Here is an 18,743-nt window from a genome sequence, read left to right on the forward strand (position 1 = left end):
CCGTTATTTTATCGTCCCGGCCGCGCCAATGACCGTGCGATATCGATGATGTCATCACGGCCGGCGGTCGGATCCTCGCGGTTCCAGGCGACACCGAGGCCGATCTTGAAATCGACGCCCCTCACCTTCTTCAGCTCAAAACCGCGGTTCGGCAGATCCTGCGTCCATTCCGGCACGAAGCCGATGCCAAGACCGGCAGAGACCAGCGACACCAGCGAGAAGGTGTCGTCACAGGTATAGGTGACATTGTCGGTGAGATCATGCTCCTCGAACTTTTCCGCGAAATAGCGCTCGCTGTAGGAGAGGTTCTGACGGGAAAACGAGATGATCTTTTCGCTTCTCAGATCCTCCAGATCGATCTCGCTCTTCAATGACAGCGGGCTCTGTTTGGCGACCGCCAGCAGGTAGCGTTCATGGGCAATCGAGAAGAAGCGCAACGAGCCGATATTCTCCACCGGCCTGATGAAGCCGAGATTGATGCGGCCTGCCTCGATATGGCGGATGATGTCATCGGTGGTGCCGCTTTCGATATGCATGCGGATATCGGGATACTTGCGGCCAATGCGTGACAGGAAGGACGGCAGCACGCCGATCGTGGCGGGATAGACGGTGCCGATCGCAATCCTGCGCGCCGACCTCCCGCCAACCGAGCGGGCGATCTCGGTGGAGAGATCGATCTCGCTGAGGATCCTCACCGCCCGCTCGTAATAGGCTGCCCCTGCCCGCGTCAGTTCCACCCGTCTCGTCGAGCGGATGAAGAGCTGCACGCCGAGTTCCTTCTCCAATGCCAGGATCGCGTCCGAGAGGCCAGGCTGGGTGATGCTCACCTTGGCTGCGGCTCTGCCGAAATGCAGCTCCTCGGCCACCGCAACGAAGTAGGATAGCTGGCGTAGTTCCATATGCACCACGTTTTGTCGGTCAAAAACACAACGTATTGTACATGGACCCGTGGTCTCTGTCATGAACAAAATGTGGTCATGGAGACCTTCTCTTCGAATCTCAAACGACGGGCTGAACAGCTCGGTATTTCAAATGCCGAGGTCGCTAGACGCGTTGGTTTGACCGAACGTAGATATGGCAACTACATATCGGGAAGAAGAGAGCCGGATCTCGCTACGCTTGTAAAAATTTCGTCGGTACTAGTAACGCCTCTCGACGAATTGCTTTCATCTAACCTCGAAAAATCGCAAAAAAGTGCCAAACGCAAGCTCCAGGACCGGATCCTATCCGCCGCTCAAGCGCTTGATGAGGACGATCTAAAACGCCTGGCTATTATGGTTGATGCCTTGGCCGCTTCGCGTGCATAGCTCGCTCTAAATAATCTCCCACCGTTCTCGCAGTTGGATGGCCTACTCGATAGGATCGCTTGAATTTGTTGCAGCTGCCCAGGTACACGCAAAGCGGCATAAGGTAGCGTCGTCCCTTCATGGCCTCCAACGATACCTACGCTGTCGTCCTATGGCCCGCAGGAAGGGCGTACGCGCAGGATCGTCGCTTTTTCTCGGCTGCTGTTATCGACATAACGTGTCCGGCGGTTGTTTATGACAATTGCAAGACAGACTATGAGCCTGCTGATTTGCGGGGAACATAGAAGATGAAAGAGAAGAAGCGGGTCTACGAGGCTCTCGTGGACGGCGCCATGGAAGGCCTGGTGGGTGTTGCGCTCTATGATTTCGTCCGCAGGCGCTGCCCGAAGGCGTCCAGCAGGAAGATCGTTCGTGCCTCTCTGCTGGCGCTCAGCGATCCGCATCTAAAGGATCGCAATATCCTCGATGTCATCTATGCGCTGGCCATTAAGTACCGGCTGGATGACACAACCACGGAAGATGAACATGACGAGGAGGCCGTGGTGCCGGAGACGTTCTCCGAGGCGGCCAGAAAGCACTAGCCGCGGGGTTCTTGATATCGCGGGCACGAGGATTGGCGGGGACCTCGAAAGGGCACGATCTCTTCAGGTGCCGCTATCGGAAAGCTCTTCGAGAATCGGGCAGTCGGGGCGATCATTGCCGTGGCAGGCATGAACGAGATGCTCGAGCGTGCGCCGCAGTTCCGTTAGTTCACGGATCTTGCGATCGATTTCGGAAAGTTTCGCTTCGGCGATCCCCTTGACGTCGGCGCTTTCTCGGTTCTTGTCTTCGTAGAGTGCCAGCAGCTGACGGCATTCTTCCACCGAGAAGCCGAGCCCGCGTGAGCGCTGCAGGAAGCGCAGCTTGTGGACGTCGGAGGCCGCATAATCACGGTAGCCGTTTCCGCCCCGGTCGGGGCGGATCAGGCCAATATCCTCGTAGTAGCGGATGGTCTTTGACGGCAGGCCGGACCGTTCTGAAGCTTCACCTATATTCATCACCTGTTCCTTACAGTTTTTCCACCTTCAGCCGCAGTGCATTGCCGATGACGGAGACGGACGAGAGGCTCATGGCGGCCGCCGCAATCATCGGCGAGAGCAGCAGGCCGAAGACCGGGTAGAGCAGGCCAGCGGCCACCGGGATGCCGAGCGCATTGTAGCCAAAGGCAAAAGCGAGGTTCTGGCGGATGTTGCGCATTGTCGCCTCGGCGAGCCGCCTTGCGCGGACAATGCCGTTGAGATCGCCCTTCACCAATGTAATGCCCGCACTTTCCATCGCAACATCGGCGCCCGTGCCCATGGCGATGCCGACATCGGCGGCTGCAAGTGCAGGCGCATCATTGACGCCGTCACCGGCCATGGCAATGAAAGCGCCTTTGGCCCGGAGTTCATCGACGAGCGCCTTCTTGTCCTCGGGAAGGACGTCGGCGCGCACCTCATCGATTCCAAGGCTTTTTGCGACCGCGCGCGCCGTGCGTTCATTGTCGCCGGTCGCCATGATGATCTTCAGGCCGCTGTCGTGCAGCGCCTTGATGGCGGCTGCCGTTGTCGGCTTGATGCGATCCGCAACGGCAACGAGGCCTGCCAGCTTGGCGTCGAGGGTGACGAACATGACGGTCTTGCCGTCCCCACGCAGCGCCTCGGCCTTATCGGATAGGGGCGATCGATCGATGCCGAGATCGGCGAGCATGGCGGCGTTGCCGAGCGCCACAGACGTGCTGCCGACCATGCCCTGCACGCCTTTGCCCGTCTTCGCCTCGAAACCTGTCACGGCGGTCAAGGCAAGGCCGCGCTCTTCCGCGCGCGAGACGATTGCCTCGGCGAGCGGGTGTTCGGAGCCCCGTTCAAGGCTTGCGGCAAGGGCCAACAGATGCGCTTCGTCAACATCTGATGCCGGCGCCACATCGGTCAGCCTGGGCTTTCCTTCGGTCAGCGTGCCGGTCTTGTCGACGATCAACGTATCGACCTTGGAAAAACGCTCGAGCGCTTCCGCATCCTTGATCAGAACGCCTTCCTGCGCGCCGCGCCCGGTCGCGATCATGATCGACATCGGCGTTGCAAGGCCGAGCGCGCAAGGGCAGGCAATGATCAGAACAGCGACGGCGGCAAGCAACGCATTGGCGAGCCGCGGCTCCGGCCCGACAAAGGACCAGACGAGGAAGGCTGCGACGGCGGCGGCGACGACGGCCGGAACGAAGATCGCCGAAACACGGTCGACCGCGCCCTGGATCGGTGCGCGCGAACGCTGCGCCTTCGCCACCATGTCGACGATGCGCGAGAGTGTCGTATCGGCGCCGACCTTTTCCGCAGTCATGATCAGCGAGCCGTTCTTGTTCATCGTGCCGCCGGTCAGTGCGTCGCCCTTTGCCTTTTCAACCGGAAGCGGTTCGCCCGTGATCATCGATTCATCGACGGTCGATTGCCCCTCGGTGACCGAACCATCGACAGGCACGCGTTCGCCGGGGCGCACACGCAACCGGTCGCCGGTCGCAATCTCGTCGACGGGCACGTCGCTCTCGCGGCCGTCGGCATCGATGCGGCGTGCGGTTTTCGGCGCAAGGTCGAGCAGGGCGCGGATCGCCGAGCCCGTACGTTCGCGCGCCTTCAATTCCAGCACCTGTCCGACGAAAACGAGCGCCACGATGACAGCGGCTGCCTCGAAATAGACAGGGACGGAGCCGCCGTGACCGCGAAAACTATGCGGAAAGAGCTCAGGTGCGAGTGTCGCAACGACGCTGTAGAGATAGGCCGTGCCGACGCCGAGGCCGATCAGCGTCCACATGTTCGGGCTGCGGTTGACGAACGATGCGAGGGCCCGGCGGAAGAAGGGAAGCGCTGCCCAGAGCACGACCGGTGTTGCCAGAAGCAGCTCGACATAGCTCGCGATCGGTTCGCCGAGCGCTTCACGCGGCAACGAGAGGTCGAGCATCGGACCCATGGTGAGGACGAGAAGCGGGATTGCCAGAATGACACTGATCCAAAGCCTGCGGGTGAAATCGACAAGTTCCGGATTGGGACCTTCATCTTCAGGCGGAATGCCCATCGGCTCCAAGGCCATGCCGCATTTCGGGCAGTCGCCGGGACGGTCGCTGACGACCTCGGGGTGCATCGGACAGGTGTAAAGTGTGCCCTTCGGCATGGCGGCTGCCGCAGGCTTCTTTCCTTGGCGATAGGTTTCGGGATCGGCCTCGAACTTCGCCTTGCAGCCGGCCGAGCAGAAGTAGAATTTTTCGCCCTCGTGCTTCAGGAAATGTTTCGCGCTCGAGCGGTCGACAGCCATGCCGCAGACCGGATCCTTGGCGGTCAAATAATCCTGCGGTGCCGCCTCGAATTTCTTGCGGCAGCCCTCGCTGCAGAAGTGATAGGTGTGACCGTGATAATCGAGAGAAGGTTTTCCGGCGTTCGGATCGACCGTCATGCCGCAGACGGCGTCGCGCACCACCACGTCTGCAGCCTTGTCGTCGTGGCCGCAACCGCACTGCGTGCCGACGGCGTGGCGGTGGGGGGCGTGACCATGCCGACGATGATCGTGGTCGTGATGATGATGATCGTGCTTGTTATCCATAAAGCTGCGCCTTTCATGCCTTTCTGGCATCCGGACGGCTTTATGAACCTTCCAGCAACTGGAAGGTCAACAGGTTTTTGTTCGTCGGTGCAGATTTTTCCGGTTGCCCTCAGACGGGTACGATCAGTGCCGCCGGCTGGTCTCCGAGAAGCGCCGCAAGCGAGATATTCGTTCCAGGCTCCAGCATCTTGCCGGTCAGGAGATCGGCCTTGAGGCCGTGAAGGGGAGCGGGCACGACAATGACCGTATCCCCCCAGAATTCCGGTCCGGCAAAGAGCACGCCGGGGTCGAGCCAGCCGAACATCAGCCGAGGCACGACAGTTATCGAGAAGTTGTCGTGATGCAGGCGGGCAAAGGCGACGACATGGTCACTCCTGATGCCGTCGACGGCAAGCGGCAGATAATCGCCTTCGGCAAAAAGCCGGCCCTGCTCCATCCGCAGGCGCAGGCCAAGCTGGATGACGCGTTGTTTGAGCGCCTCTGCCTGCAGCCGCGCGAGCGCGCCGCCTTCGCCAAGCCAGCCGCTCAACGTCTCGAAGTCCGGCAGACGCCTGTTATCGGGATCGACGAAACTGAAATCGAAACCTTCTGCTCCCTGATAGATGTCGGGAACACCGGGCGCCGTCAGTTTGATCAGCGTCTGCGACAGGCTGTTGACGTAGCCGGCCTCAACGAAGGGCTGCAGGACACGAGCAAAATCCTCGGTGAATGCGTCGTTGTCGACCGAGACCAGTGCTGCCGCATAGGCGCAAACGGCGTCTTCGTAAGCGCTATCGGATGAGGTCCAGTCTGTGCGAAGCTTGGCCTCGCGAACGGCCTTTTGCGTATAGGCGGTGAAACGCTCGCGCAGCGCTTCCGCATGGCGGCGGTCGAAATCTTCAGGCCAGGCGCCGGCAAGTGCCTGATAGAGCATCCATTCGAGATTGGGCTCGGGGGCTGGACCATCCGACAAATCCACGCGGTGGCTTTCATTCAGTCTTTGCCACTGTTCCACGGCGTCGGCAAAGACCCCGGCGCCCTCGCTCAAGGCATAGAGCCTGGCACGGGCGTCCTCGCCGCGCTTTGTGTCATGCGTCGATGTTGTGGAAAGACCCGAAGGCTGCGAGCGCGCGCGCGCTTGCATGAAGTGGTGAAACGCTTCGACGCCGCCCGACAAACGATCCGGCTCGCCGCCGACCTCGTTGAGCGCCAGCAGCCGGTTGAAGCGATAGAAGAGCGTATCCTCCATCGCCTTGGCCATGATAGGGCCTGAGAGCTGCTGGAAGCGAAGACGCAATTCGCGGGCTGCCTCGCTTGCCACCCCGCCGTCAAGAACGGTCCGGATACTTTCGAGCGGCTGCGCGTGGTCCAGATGGCTGGCCGCTGCCACAGCGGCCATTTTGAGACGGTCGGCGTCGCTCGCATCGAGCGGGCCGTCGGTGCCGTAGGTGCGGTAGACGGAAAAGGCAATCAGCAGCTCCTGGATCGCCTCGGTGATTTCCTCGGCCGTCAACTCAGAAAAGATGCCACTGGCAATTTTTGTCAAACGGGATACCTCGCCGGCGAAGTTCTGCTCGACCATCAGTCGCTTGGCCGCACGGCGCCCTTGTGTAAAATCACCGTTGTCGCCGGCAAGATTGCGATAGGCATCGTCGAGCTTTTGCAAACCCTCTTTATCGACGAAAAGATCGCTGAGGCCGGTAATGAACTCATAGCCGGTCGTCCCCTGCACCGGCCAATCGGTCGGCAGCTCCTCTCCGGCGCCGAGGATCTTTTCGACGACGATGTAGGTCTCGGTTCCGACAGCCTCTCGCAACCGTCGCAGATAGGGCCCTGGTTCGGCCAGTCCGTCGATATGATCGAGGCGCAGGCCCTGCACCTGGCCCTGCCGCACCAGATCGAGCACCAGCTGATGGGTCGCCTCGAAAACGTTCGGATCCTCGACCCTGAGGCCGACCAGTCCCGTCACTTCGAAGAACCGGCGATAGCTCAGATGTCGGGCTGCCTCCTGCCAGGGCTGCAGCTGCCAGTGCTGCGCTGCATGGAGACGCATCATGAACGCATGATCCTCGGAGAGGGTGGACAACCTGTCCTTCAGACGGGAGACGTCGCCGGCCTCGAAGATCATATCGCGCAAGCCACGATGCAGGTCGCTGCCGCCAGAGGAGCCGGCAAACTCGGCCATGCCGATCAGCATCGGATCGTCCAGTTGCTCGGCCAACAGGGGGTAGCTTTGCATGCTCAGCGGGAAAAGCGTGTCGTAGTAGCCGATCGCGAGGTTGCCGTGGGTCTCGTCGATTGCAATTTTAAGCTCGCCATCGGCAAGGCACGCGTCGAAGCTTTTGCCAAGCTGCGGCAGCGTCAGCTGTTCGCGCCAGTCGATATCGAAATAGCGTGCAAACGGGCTTTGTTCCCCGAACTCGAGGGCGCTTCGCCACCAGGCATTTTCGAGCGAGGCGGCCATGTGGTTCGGGACGATATCGAGGATCAGGCCCATGCCTGCCTGCGACAGCGCTGCCGTCAGACGATCAAAGCCCGCCCTGCCGCCAAGCGCCGGATCGATCTCGTTGGCGTCGGTCACGTCGTAACCATGGGTCGATCCCGCCGTGGCAGAAAAGATTGGAGAGGCGTAGAGATGGCTGATGCCAAGCGACTTCATATAGGACACCAGTCCGCAGGCGCGGTCGAAGGTCATGCCATTGCGGAACTGGACCCGGTAGGTCGCGGAGGGAACGGTCATGGGTCACTTGCCGTCTGGAGGGGACATCTTCCAACGGTTGTGAGGCGCTTTTGTTCCCGTCAGTCGACGAAGACGCCCACACTTGCTGCCCGGCCCATGGAATCGATCACCGTCAGCTTGGAATAGCCGCCCCCGTCGGGCATCCAGCTTTGCGTGCGCCGGCGGGAAAGATCGGGCAGCGGCTTGCCATTGGCAAGCCAGCGGAAAGGCGCGCGGCCACCCTGCAGTTTGAGCATCAGGGGCGACAGATCGCCCGCCTTGGCGCCAAGATCGACATGGGCGCCCTCCGGCGGATAGACAATCTGCGGTGATGGCTCGCGGCCGGAGGCGACGAGCAGCCCGTTGGCATTGACGGCAAAACGCCGTTGGCTGATCGGCAGATCGGTCTGAGCGATGCGCACGGCTCCCGCCGGCGGTCGCGGCAGCGGTGTCGTGGCGATGCCGGATTTCGCAAGCGCCTCGAAGAGGATAGGTGCGGCCGTGCCATAACCCGTCAAACCGGGTACGGCGCTGTTATCGGGTCGCCCGACCCACACACCGAGCACGTAGCGTCCGTCATAACCGACCGACCAGGCATCGCGATAGCCATAGCTCGTGCCGGTCTTATAGGCGATGCCGCGCTGCGGCGCGCCGGCCGGCGGTATGACGCCCGACAGTATGTCGGCGACATTCCAGACGGCGACCGGCTCCAGCAACGGCTCGCCGTCGATCTTGCCGGGCATGTTCGTCACACCATCGCCGATCCTGACCGGCTGGCCGCGGTTGGCAAGCGCCGTATAGAGCTGCACCAGATCTTTCAGCGTGATGCCGACGCCACCGAGGCCGATCGCCAGACCCGGGGTCTCGTTGGCCGGCAAGATCGGGTGGACCTCGGCGCGGCGGAACCGCACCATCAGCCGCGAGGGACCAACCGCATCGAGCAGCTTGACCGCCGGCACGTTGAGGGAGAGCTGCAACGCCTCGCGTACAGTCACGTCGCCCTGGTAGCTCATGTCGAAATTGCGCGGCCGGTAGCCGAAGAAATCGGCCGGCCGGTCCTCGATGATAGTCTCCTGGCTGACGAGCCCCTGCTCGAAGGCAAGACCATAGATGAAGGGTTTAAGCGTCGAGCCAGGCGATCTGGTGATGCGCGTCATGTCGATCCAGCCCGAGCGGCTGGCATCGAAATAATCAGCCGAACCGACCTCACCGACGATTTCGCCGGTGCCGGCATCCGCCATCACCATGGCGAGCGACAGTTTTGGTCCGAGCTTCATCGTCGCGGCGCGCGCGACGGATTCGAGGCCGGTCTGGACCTGCTTCTTCAGCGTCGTCTGGTGCTGGATCGCTTTCGGATCCTTGCGTAAGGCGGCTTCCGCGACATGGGCGGCGAGGGCTGGAAGCTGCAACCTGCGGGCGGGAATGGCGACACCTTCGGCGCGCTCGGCCTCGCCATCGCCGACAACCTCGGCGACGGCAATCCGGTCGAGCACTCGCTTGCGCGCCGCCTCTGCCGCTTTCAGATTCCGGTCCGGGCGACGCTTTTCGGGCAATTGCGGCAGCGCGACCAGAAGTGCTGCTTCGGCCACCGTCAGCCGCTTTGGCTCCTTGCCGAAATAGGCAAGGCTTGCGGCGCGCACGCCTTCGAGATTGCCGCCATAGGGCGCATGGGTGAGATAGAGATTGAGGATTTCTGCCTTCGAGAGCCGTCGCTCGATCTGTACGGCGCGGGCGATCTGCAGCAGTTTTGCCGAAAACGACCGGTTCTCGCGCGGCTCGATCAGCCTTGCCGCTTGCATGGAGAGCGTCGAGGCGCCGGACACGATGCGGCCGTTGCTGACGAATTGCAGTGCGGCGCGTCCGAGCGCCCAGACATCGATGCCAGAATGCTCGTAGAAACGCTGATCCTCATAGGCGACCAGCATGCGGACGAATTGCGGATCGACGTCGGAGACGTCGGTCTTCAACCGCCAGCGCCCTTCGGGTGTCGCAAAGGCGCGCAGCAATTGCCCGTCCGCATCGAGTACTTCCGGCGAGACGGCTTCTGCCTGCTCAAGCGGAGGCGGAAAGGTTCTATCTGCGGCATCGAGCGCAAAGAGGCCTGCGCCGGCAATGACGATGCCGGCCGCAGCTCCGATCGCAAATTTCTGCCACCGCCTCATTGTTGAGCCGCAACGACCTCCATCTTGCCAGTCGCAGTACGGGCCGACAGATCGGGACGGTACATGTCCTCGACGGTTGCTGCCGGATGGTCATAGACGCCGGGGGTGACGGCGCGCACGACATAGGCGACGTTGAAGTCCCGCGCTGAATTTTCGTCACGGTTGAAGGCGGCGACGAAGCGGTCGTAGCGGAATTCCGTATGGGCGGCGGACATCTCTCCGACCCAGTCGAAATTGGTCATCTGGGCGCTGTCGACGAGGCTCGGATTGTCGATTTCGAAGCCGGCCGGCAGGAGATCGGTGATGACGATGCGCGAGGCCCAGTCGTTCTGCTCGGTCACATGCAGAACCACGACATAGCGCTCGTTCTGCTGCGCCTCGCTGACATTCGCCTCCTCGCCATCGAGCGTGTAATAGCTCCGCTCGATCGAAAAGCCGTTCCCGCCCGCAGGAAGCGGCTTGACGGGGGCGGCGACCGTGGTAACGACGGCCGAAACCGTGTCGCTCGTGGCACTCGTCAGCGTCAGCGGATGGTCGATCAGCGCGTCACCCGTCATCTTCGCCATGTAGGCGCCGGTCCGCGCAGCCCCGTTGACGTTGATCTTCAGGTCGTCGTCGCCGTTCTGCAGGGCGCGCGCTGCCAAAAGCATCCAGGCCTGTTCCTGGGTGCTTGTATATTTGCTGCGATCCCATTCCCGCGCGACTGCCTTGGCAAGGTCCGGAATGACGGGCGGAACCGGACGGCTTTCTGCCGCGAGCGCCAGGATAGCCGCACCATCACGCAGCACCGAGCCGTAATCGGTGCGTGAGAAGTTCACTCGCGTCACCATCGACTGTTTCGACATCTGCAGCGCATCGACGAAGATGTTCTTCGAACGGGTCGCGTCACCGTAGAGTGCAAGTGCTGCGGCGATATGGGCCTTGGCAAGCGGTGTCGGGAAGTCGTTGATCATCGTGTCGGCATAGTAGCGCAGGTCGCTGACGGCTGCCTTCTTGTTGCGGGCAAGCACGTAGAGGGCATAGGCGATCTCGTCGCCCTTGCCCTTCACATCCGTCGTGTAGGAGAGCGAGTTCTGGAGGTTTTCCAGCGCCTGCACCAGGGCGCGATCCGGCACGTCATACTTTTGCTCGCGTGCCCGCGTCAGGAAGTCAGTGACGTAGGAATCGAGCCAAAGATCGCCGGAATCCGGTCCCCAGAGACCGAAGCTTCCGGCATAGGCCTGATAGGAGAGTAGTTTGTAAATGGCATCCTGCACGCGCTTGTGGATGTCGTCATCGGTTTCATCCATACCGGCCTGCTTGGCGACCTCGGCCAGATAGAGCAGCGGCAGCGCGCGGCTCGTCGTCTGTTCAGCGCAGCCGAAGGGATATCGATCGAGCGTCATCAGCAGTGCCGGAATGTCGAAGGCGGCCGAGCGCGTGACGTTGACGGCGACCGACGCACCCGGAAGCACGCTGTCGGCCAAAAGGTTCTTATCGATCGTCAGGCTCTTGCCGGGTGCGAGCGCAATGACGCGCCGTTCGGTGACCGGCAGTGAGGATGGCCGCACCGGCACATCGACCACCTGGTCGAGGGACAGGCCCTGACCATTCGACAGGTTGATGGCCACGCTGCCGTCGCCCGGCTCCCCGCCGACGAGCGTCAGCGTCAGGTCGGACTTGGCGCCGCCTTGAAGCTTCAGCGTCTGCTCGGCCGGCCCGTCGATGCGGAGCGCCTCGTTACCGATCAGCGTCAGCTTGTAGTCACCGGCCGGCGCGTCGGTATTGGCGATGTCGAGCCTGAGATTGGCCTTGTCCCCAGGTGCGAGGAATTTCGGCAGGCTTGCGGTGACGACAACGGGATCGCGGATGATGACGTCTCTGGCGCTATGGCCGACACCGGTCTTCGTCCAGGCGACTGCCATGACACGCGCCGTTCCGTTGAACTGGGGGATATCGAAACTGACCTTCGCCTTGCCTTCGGCATCAAGCCTGACCGGACCGGAGAAGAAGGCGACGAGCTTTTGCGTCGGCGGGCTTGCCTGCAGCGCGATAGCACCGCCATCGCCGCCGGTGCGCAGCTTGCCGGTCGCACCCAGAGAGCCGTCTATCAGCCGGCCGTAGAGATCGCGGATTTCGAGGCCGAGCTGGCGCTGCCCGAAATACCAGTCCTCGGGGTTCGGCGGCTCGTAGCGGGTCAGATTGAGGATGCCGACGTCGACGGCGGCAACGGTAATATAGGCCTCCTCATTGGCGCCGGCGCCGGCGACCTGCAGGCCGATATCGAGCGGTCCGCGCGGCAGCATCTTTTCCGGCGTATCGATCTTGACCTGCAGCGCGCGCTCGGCGGGATCGACCTTCAGCCATTTGATGCCGATCGAGCGTGCCGGCATATGGGTGTCGAGCGAATCGCCCGGCCGGAAGAGGGTGGCAGTCACATAGGCGCCCGCACCCCAGTCCGCGGTGACGGGAATATCGACCTCGCCGCCCGTCTCGCCGATCGTGGCGTTTTGCACGGCAACCAGCTTTTCCGTGCCGGCCGTGATCATCAGCTCGCCGCCATAACGCGATGTCACCTTCAGCTTGGCCGTCTCGCCGACCTTATAGCCGTCTTTGTCGAGGGCGATCTCCAGGCCATCGGGCGTTTCCGTCGAGGTCGAGGCGACGAACCAGCCGGCATCGAATTCGACGCTTGAGGTCGGCCCGTCGGCATCGGCACTTTCCACCTCGAGCCGATAGCGGCCCCATTCGACGGGCGCCTGGATCTTGCCGCCATTTTCAGCCGTCGCATCCACCGAGTCGGAGGCGACTTCTTCCGGCGTGTAGGTGGGCTCGTATTTCCAGGCTGTGCCTTCGCGATACCATTGGTAATCGCGGCGCAGCTTGTAGAATTTCCAGCGCAGGCCCTTCATCTCCTGCTTCTGGCCTTGTGTGTCGAGGCCGATCACTGTGAAGTTCGCCAGCGCATTCTCCGGTAGGTCGCCGTCGAATTCCGGCTTGATGCCGATTGCGGTCGCGTCGGTCTTGACCGGGATGTCAAGCGAACGCTCGATGGCGCGGCCGCCCGGCTCCTGCATACGCAGATAAACCGTGGCATTCAAAAGCTGGGTCGTGGCCGGCAGCTCGCCGATCGTCAGATCAGTGGAGGCCTCGCCATTCTCGTCGAGCTCCGGCAGCCCGTCGATCGGCTGGCGCGAATCCTCGCTCGCCTCCTCGTCGGCAAGCCCGAATTGGTATCCGGGATAGGCAGCATTCGTGCGCGTCGGCTTGACGACGACGTCGCCCTCGATCGTCAGGCCGGCGGCCGGGGCGCCGTAGAGATATTTGCCGGAAATAGTGATCGTGGCTGCCGTATCCGTCCCGATCTCCTTGGAGTCGGTCTTGATCTCCATGTCGGTCCGGTCAGGCACGAAATCGTCGACGAGGAAGGTCTTGGTGGCAATCGCCGATCCCTTCGGATCGGTGTAGACGTTCATCGTCCAGGTGCCGCGCATTGCGTTTTCCTGGGTCTGCAGGTCCACCTGATAGCCGCCGAGATTGCTCGTCTGGCTGACGATGCGCCGGTCTTCCACGCCATCCGGTCGCGAGAAGATGAAGGTGAGCGGCAGGGTCTCGATAGCGTTACCGTCTGTATCGCGGGCGAGGGCCGCCGCATGCACTGTCTCCCCGGCACGGTAGATGCCGCGCTCGGTCCAGGGCAATACGTCGATGGCGCCCGGCGCGGTGCGTCCAGTCACACCACGGTCGGAAAGATCGAAGCCCGCCCGCGTCATGTCGAGGAAGACATAGTCGGACGTGCCGTTTTTGGCGCTGATAACGGCAGGCGTGAGTGCGGCGGTGCCACGCATCAGACCGGCCGTGAAGGTAGCGCGGCCGTTCTGGTCGGTCGTGGCCGTGCCAAGGATCTCATTGTTCTTTGCAAGTAACTGCAATTCGACGCCGGCCATCGGCTTGGCGGAGGCAAGCGAGCGGGCAAAGACGTTGAGCCCGTCAGTGCCGGCATAGGTGGTGATGCCGATATCGGAAACCAGAAACCATTGCGTGGCCTGCGAATCCCACTCCTGTACCGGACCGGTCGGCGGTGTTGCAACCATCACATAGATGCCGGGCTTGCGCTCGGGCAGCGCCTCGTCGACCGGGAAGGAGGTTACGACATCCTTGTTGAGCTCGTTGGCGATCTCGATCGATCCCTGCCAGACGAGCTCGCCGCTCTGGTCCTCGATATTCTGGGCGCTGTAGCCGTCGAGTTGCGTCAGGAATTGCGATCCGGTCAGGAGCGGTGCAATGCCGCGATCGCCGATACGATAGAGCTTCAGATTGGCAGACGCCATGTTAACGGAAACGATCGGAATGCCGCGGCGCGCCGTCGACGGCAGCACGAAACTGTCACCGGTAAAGCGCACCATCTGGCTGCGGTCCTTGATATAGACGTCGATCGCAACAGGCGCTTCCAGGACTTCGTCGACCGAGGAGGGCAGGCCGGTGCGGAAGCCGATCTTGTAGGTCTCGCCGTGGGTCAGGCCTTCGACGCAGATCTGCTTGTCCTTGGCTTCCAGCGCCTTGGGTGCAGTGCCGTTCAGCGTCACGAAGGGTGCATAGTCGACCGTCTTGACCAGCGCCTCGGAGAAGGTGACGCAGGCGCGCGGTGTGGCGCTATCGGCATCGACCGTATGTTCGGTGATACGGAAGCCCTGTGTCTGCTTGAGCTGCAGGTAGTCCGCCTGCACGTCCTTGGCGCCGACGAGCGCAAGGCTTGCCTTGTAGGCATTCAGGGCATCGCGATAGTTGGCATTCTTTTCCAAGGCCTTGGCAAGCACGGCCAGAGCGTCGGCACGCTTGTTGGTGCTGCGCGTCAGCTGGTAGCCGTTCAGCGCGTCGATCACCGCCTGACCGAAGACGCCGCTGTCAGGCGCGCCGAGCGATGTCGCGGCACGCGCCGTCTCGATCCAGAGGTCGCCGTCATCGGGCGTGATCGACAGGGCACCATGGAAGGCCTTCAGCGCATCGGAAAGATTGCCGCCGGTGAGATCCAGGCGCGCGCTTGCCGTAAGGCTGTCGACACCTTGGGCCTGCTGGTCGTCGGCGAGCGCCAGATCGTTGCGGAAATTACGGGCCTGCTGGACGAGGTCGTCGGACAGGAAGGACAGACGGGGGGCAGCGCCGATATCCGGTTCTTTCGGCGCGGCGGTGGCTGTCGTTTCGACGATCCTGCCGGCAATCGCGCCGGGAGCGGCGTTCATCGTCTTGAAATCGGATTTGAGGAAACACCACTTCACCCTGGGATTATAGGTGAAGGCCTTGCAGCTCTTGTCGCCGATACAGGCGGCCTTGCACTGATCGAGCGAGAGGTTCTGCTCGGTGCGCAGGTCGAAGCCGAAATAATCGGCATCCTTGACAGTGACAATGTCCCGCTTGGCGTCGGCGGCAAAAGCCGACGGGCCTGCGAAAATCATGGATACGGCGATGACGAAAGAAGCGAAGAACGAGCGCGCAGACATTGGTCCCCCCGGATGCTGGCTCTGAACCGGCGGCACTCTCCTCACTCCCCATGGAATTGTCAACTCACCTTCACGCCTGTTCCGGTTTCGCACATTTGCTTTCGTATAATCGTCACATCGGCGTGAGTGAACAGCTTGTGATTTGCGGCTTTTTTGTCGATCGGCAAGGATCTCGCCATTATTCCCCGGAGGTAGCCCCCATGCCCATATCCACGTCAGCCAAGACCCTTGCTGTATTATTGGGGAGCGTGTTCCTATCGCTGGGTCTCGGTGCAATCGCCGGCCGCGCGGCGGAAGATGCCGTCGTCATCCCGGCGCCGACCATCGATGAGACCGGCAAGTCCGGCACGGAGACGGCCGTCTTCGCCGGCGGCTGCTTCTGGGGCGTCCAAGGCGTCTTTCAGCATGTGAAGGGCGTCAAAAGCGCCGTTTCCGGCTACGCTGGCGGTGAAGCCGCAACGGCCCAGTACGAGACCGTTAGCACCGGCACGACCGGCCACGCCGAATCCGTCAAAGTGACCTTCAATCCGAGGCAGGTCAGCTACGGCAGGCTCCTGCAGATCTTCTTCTCGGTCGCCCACAACCCGACGCAGCTCAATTTCCAGGGACCGGACCGAGGCACCCAGTACCGGTCGGCACTGTTCATCTCCGACCCGGACCAGCGCAGGGTCGCCGAAGCCTATATCGCCGAGCTCGACAAGGCGCATATCTTCAAACAGCCGATCGTCACTAAGGTGACGGATTATACCGGCTTTTACCCGGCCGAGCAGTATCACCAGGATTTCCTGACGCTGAACCCGACCTATCCCTATATCGTCTACAACGACCTGCCTAAGATCGAGAACCTGAAAGAAATCTTCCCGGCCGACTACAACAAGGATCCGGTTCTGGTTTTGAAGGCCAAGGGCTGAGACGTCGCCAAGACCCGTTTGGAAGGCGGCTAAGCCAGCCGCCTTCTTGATGATAAAGCCACATGTTTAGAATTTATCAATGTTAACAAAAACTTAATTCAGAAATATCTCGTTTCATGCCGGAACATATCGTCGCATCGCCCGTTAAAGCTGCGAGCCTCGTCGAAGCAATGATTCTTCAACGAAGCGGAGTCTCCTGAAGTAAAGCGTAAAGGGGATCTGTCATGGCCACAAATGTAGTGCGTAGCTGGCAACGGGAACATCTCATGAAACAGCGAGTGCTGATTGTCGAAGACGAGCCGCTGATCGCGCTTGATCTCGAAATGACGATCGAGGAGATGGGCGTGCATGTGGCAGGCCTTGCAGCAGATCGCGAGGCTGCCCTCCGGCTCGCACCGCTCGCCAATATCGCCTTCGTCGACGTCAACCTCTCCGATGGTGCGACCGGCCCGGAGATCGGCCAAAAGCTAGCGGAAGATCATGGTATTTCCGTGGTCTTCATGACTGCCAATCCGGAAGTGGTCGCGGATGGTGTTCGCGGCGCGCTCGGCGTGGTGCAAAAACCTGTCATGCCAAGGGTGGTCGAACAGCTCCTAAAATACGTGGCAGCCCGCCGCGCCGGCATCCTGGCGGTGGTGCCGCCGCCGATGATGGTGTTTGCCTAGCTCTGCCTAAGTTGACCTAACAACGACAGTTAGGACTGTACTGTTTGGCGTTGAATTCTCGTTTTGCACGATGTTCAGGACGAGCTATACCAGTACCGCGACGGGAGGTTTTGAACATTGACTTAACGGTGAGGATACGCTTGAAGCGGGTCATGACGAGCTTCGAACAAGTCACACTTCGTTCGGGTTTCGGTTTGTGAACGTCGGGAGCGACCATGTCCGATAAGCGGTTTGATGAGGAAATAAATCTCTTCGTTTTGGCTTCCTTCCTCAGGAAAAATGCTCTCATATTTGGTGCATGTGCGGGTGTCGGCATCATCGGTGGAACTATTCTTGGCAGCGAAGCGGCATCGGTTGTTGAGGCGTCTGCGCAACTCGCTCTCGCAAAGATAAGCAGGCCCGGTCCTGATGGTTCCGTCGTCGTTGTCCCAGCAGAATCGCGAGATCGGTTTATGTTTCGGATGCGTTCGCCAGGTGCCTTTGACTTGGGCCTTGCTTCCAGCTGTTCCGAGAAAGGCATTGCCACACACGAGCAACTGGCGCGAAGCATTAAAATCACCGCCCCCTCAGCCCCCGATGACGTTATCTCGATATCGTCCACTGCATCAAGCGCGGGACTCGCGGAGCGTTGCGTGACGGCAGTCGTACAGCAGATTCAAGAACAGCAATCGAACCTGGTCGCCCAAAGCCAGGCCAGCCTAAAGGCGGAGATTGCAGCTAGCGAGAAACAACTCGCAGATAACCTGAAGGTCATGGAGTCCTCCCAGGGATCAGATTGGCAAAAGGTGATTTATTTAGCCACGCGCGACGATTCCAATTCTCTTCGCACGAAAATTATCGACCTCAATTCGCGGCTGCAGTTAGATGAGCCGGCGAAACTTTTGTCTCCGGTCTATGCGTCGCCGCCTTCTGTTGCCTCAAATCGGCTGAAGCGAATCCTAATTGGACTGGTCGGGGGCTTTATTGTTGGCGCCTTTTTGGCGATTGCAAAGACCATCTACAATTCACGACGACGCATAAAGCAAGCCTGAATCTCCGCGTGTCACAAACTGACCGAAGCCGTATTGTCTGGGCACTGTTCAGCCTTCGGTGGTCGAAGTGTGAAATTTTCCGCGCACGAATTGCACACCCCGCGAGAGGAGTTTTTTACTCAAGAAACCGAAAAGTCGTGCATTCAGACTATGGCTGCGAAGCGCCCGAAGGATTTCCTTATTCTGGTTCACTATATTTGCAAGGCTGCGATTGGTCGTTCCACCCATCCGCATTTTGACCATAACCCCAGGCAAGTACTGCGAGCTGATTCGATGGCGCTCAAGGAACCGCATCATCAACTCGACATCGGCCGCAATGCGGTAGTCGAGATCGAATGAACCAAATCGCTGATAAACATCGCGGCGAACGAAGAAAGTCGGATGAGGAGGGGCCCATCCTTTTTCGAAAGCGTTCGGCACGAAAGGTGACGACCGCCAGTGGCGTACCACAGTTTTAGGATCGTTTTGCTTGACGTAGCAGAGGTCGCCATAACACGCTTCAAGCTGTGGGTCGTTTTCGAATGTCCTGGCTACCTTGGCCAACGTGCCAGGCAGGTAGAAGTCATCCCCGTTGATAAAGCCGATGATATCGCCTGTCGCCAATGCGATACCTTTATTCATCGCATCGTAGATGCCGGCGTCTTCTTCGGATATCAGTTTGGTGATGATCTCCTTGCGTTCTTTGATCCTATCAAGCGTCCGGTCCTTTGAGAGGCCGTCTATCACGATGTATTCCAGATTGGGGTAATCCTGGATTGCAACAGACTCGATGGTGTCGGCAATCGTGTCTTCATTGTTGAATACGACCGTAATGACGGAAATCTTCGGCTCATTCATAAGCGTTCTCTGATGATTGGCGAAACTTGGAACACCCGTGCTCGGCCGTTTC

The 18,743-nt window shown here is 60.6% G+C and carries 12 protein-coding genes; 5 read left to right on the forward strand and 7 right to left on the reverse strand.

Annotated features, from left to right (window positions below):
- Positions 1–8 precede the first annotated feature (8 nt).
- On the reverse strand, positions 9–899 hold the full coding sequence (locus FHT92_RS17960; RefSeq protein WP_183827826.1) for a LysR family transcriptional regulator: 891 nt from the start codon (positions 897–899) through the stop codon (positions 9–11).
- 78 nt (positions 900–977) lie between these two features.
- Here FHT92_RS17960 and FHT92_RS17965 point away from each other — a divergent pair, with 78 nt between their 5' ends.
- Positions 978–1,307 (forward strand): helix-turn-helix domain-containing protein, encoded by a 330-nt coding sequence (locus FHT92_RS17965; protein WP_183827829.1) that lies wholly within the window; start codon positions 978–980, stop codon positions 1,305–1,307.
- Positions 1,308–1,594: 287 nt separating this feature from the next.
- Positions 1,595–1,888, forward strand: coding sequence for a hypothetical protein (locus FHT92_RS17970; protein ID WP_183827832.1), 294 nt, complete (start codon positions 1,595–1,597; stop codon positions 1,886–1,888).
- A gap of 63 nt (positions 1,889–1,951) precedes the next feature.
- Here the strand turns inward: FHT92_RS17970 and cueR are convergent, their stop codons facing one another.
- The 5 genes from cueR to FHT92_RS17995 all read right to left on the reverse strand — a co-directional run bounded on the left by cueR (position 1,952) and on the right by FHT92_RS17995 (position 15,247).
- The gene (gene cueR / locus FHT92_RS17975; protein ID WP_183827835.1) at positions 1,952–2,344 is read right to left on the reverse strand and encodes a Cu(I)-responsive transcriptional regulator; all 393 of its coding nucleotides are present in this window, start codon (positions 2,342–2,344) and stop codon (positions 1,952–1,954) included.
- Positions 2,345–2,354: 10 nt separating this feature from the next.
- Positions 2,355–4,910, reverse strand: a complete 2,556-nt coding sequence (locus FHT92_RS17980) for a heavy metal translocating P-type ATPase (protein WP_183827838.1) — start codon at positions 4,908–4,910, stop codon at positions 2,355–2,357.
- A 109-nt stretch (positions 4,911–5,019) separates the two neighbouring features.
- Positions 5,020–7,629, reverse strand: coding sequence for a malto-oligosyltrehalose synthase (gene treY, locus FHT92_RS17985; RefSeq protein WP_183827841.1), 2,610 nt, complete (start codon positions 7,627–7,629; stop codon positions 5,020–5,022).
- A gap of 59 nt (positions 7,630–7,688) precedes the next feature.
- Complete coding sequence (gene pbpC / locus FHT92_RS17990) at positions 7,689–9,770, reverse strand: penicillin-binding protein 1C (protein ID WP_183827845.1); 2,082 nt, start codon at positions 9,768–9,770, stop codon at positions 7,689–7,691.
- A complete protein-coding gene (locus FHT92_RS17995; RefSeq protein ID WP_183827849.1) occupies positions 9,767–15,247 on the reverse strand; it encodes an alpha-2-macroglobulin family protein in 5,481 nt (1,826 codons plus the stop codon). Before FHT92_RS17995 ends, pbpC begins: the two co-directional genes overlap by 4 nt.
- Before the next feature lie 200 nt (positions 15,248–15,447).
- On the opposite strand from FHT92_RS17995, the gene msrA reads away from it, so the two are divergent.
- From msrA to FHT92_RS18010, 3 genes are all read left to right on the forward strand, one after another.
- Positions 15,448–16,158 (forward strand): peptide-methionine (S)-S-oxide reductase MsrA, encoded by a 711-nt coding sequence (gene msrA / locus FHT92_RS18000; protein WP_183827852.1) that lies wholly within the window; start codon positions 15,448–15,450, stop codon positions 16,156–16,158.
- Positions 16,159–16,382: 224 nt separating this feature from the next.
- A complete protein-coding gene (locus FHT92_RS18005) occupies positions 16,383–16,823 on the forward strand; it encodes a response regulator (protein WP_183827855.1) in 441 nt (146 codons plus the stop codon).
- Between the two features lie 215 nt (positions 16,824–17,038).
- The gene (locus FHT92_RS18010) at positions 17,039–17,854 is read left to right on the forward strand and encodes a hypothetical protein (RefSeq protein WP_183827858.1); all 816 of its coding nucleotides are present in this window, start codon (positions 17,039–17,041) and stop codon (positions 17,852–17,854) included.
- Between the two features lie 48 nt (positions 17,855–17,902).
- Here FHT92_RS18010 and FHT92_RS18015 read toward each other — a convergent pair whose 3' ends face one another.
- The gene (locus FHT92_RS18015) at positions 17,903–18,691 is read right to left on the reverse strand and encodes a glycosyltransferase family 2 protein (RefSeq protein WP_183827861.1); all 789 of its coding nucleotides are present in this window, start codon (positions 18,689–18,691) and stop codon (positions 17,903–17,905) included.
- Positions 18,692–18,743 lie beyond the last annotated feature (52 nt).

Source organism: Rhizobium sp. BK377, assembly GCF_014193935.1.
GTDB lineage: Bacteria > Pseudomonadota > Alphaproteobacteria > Rhizobiales > Rhizobiaceae > Rhizobium.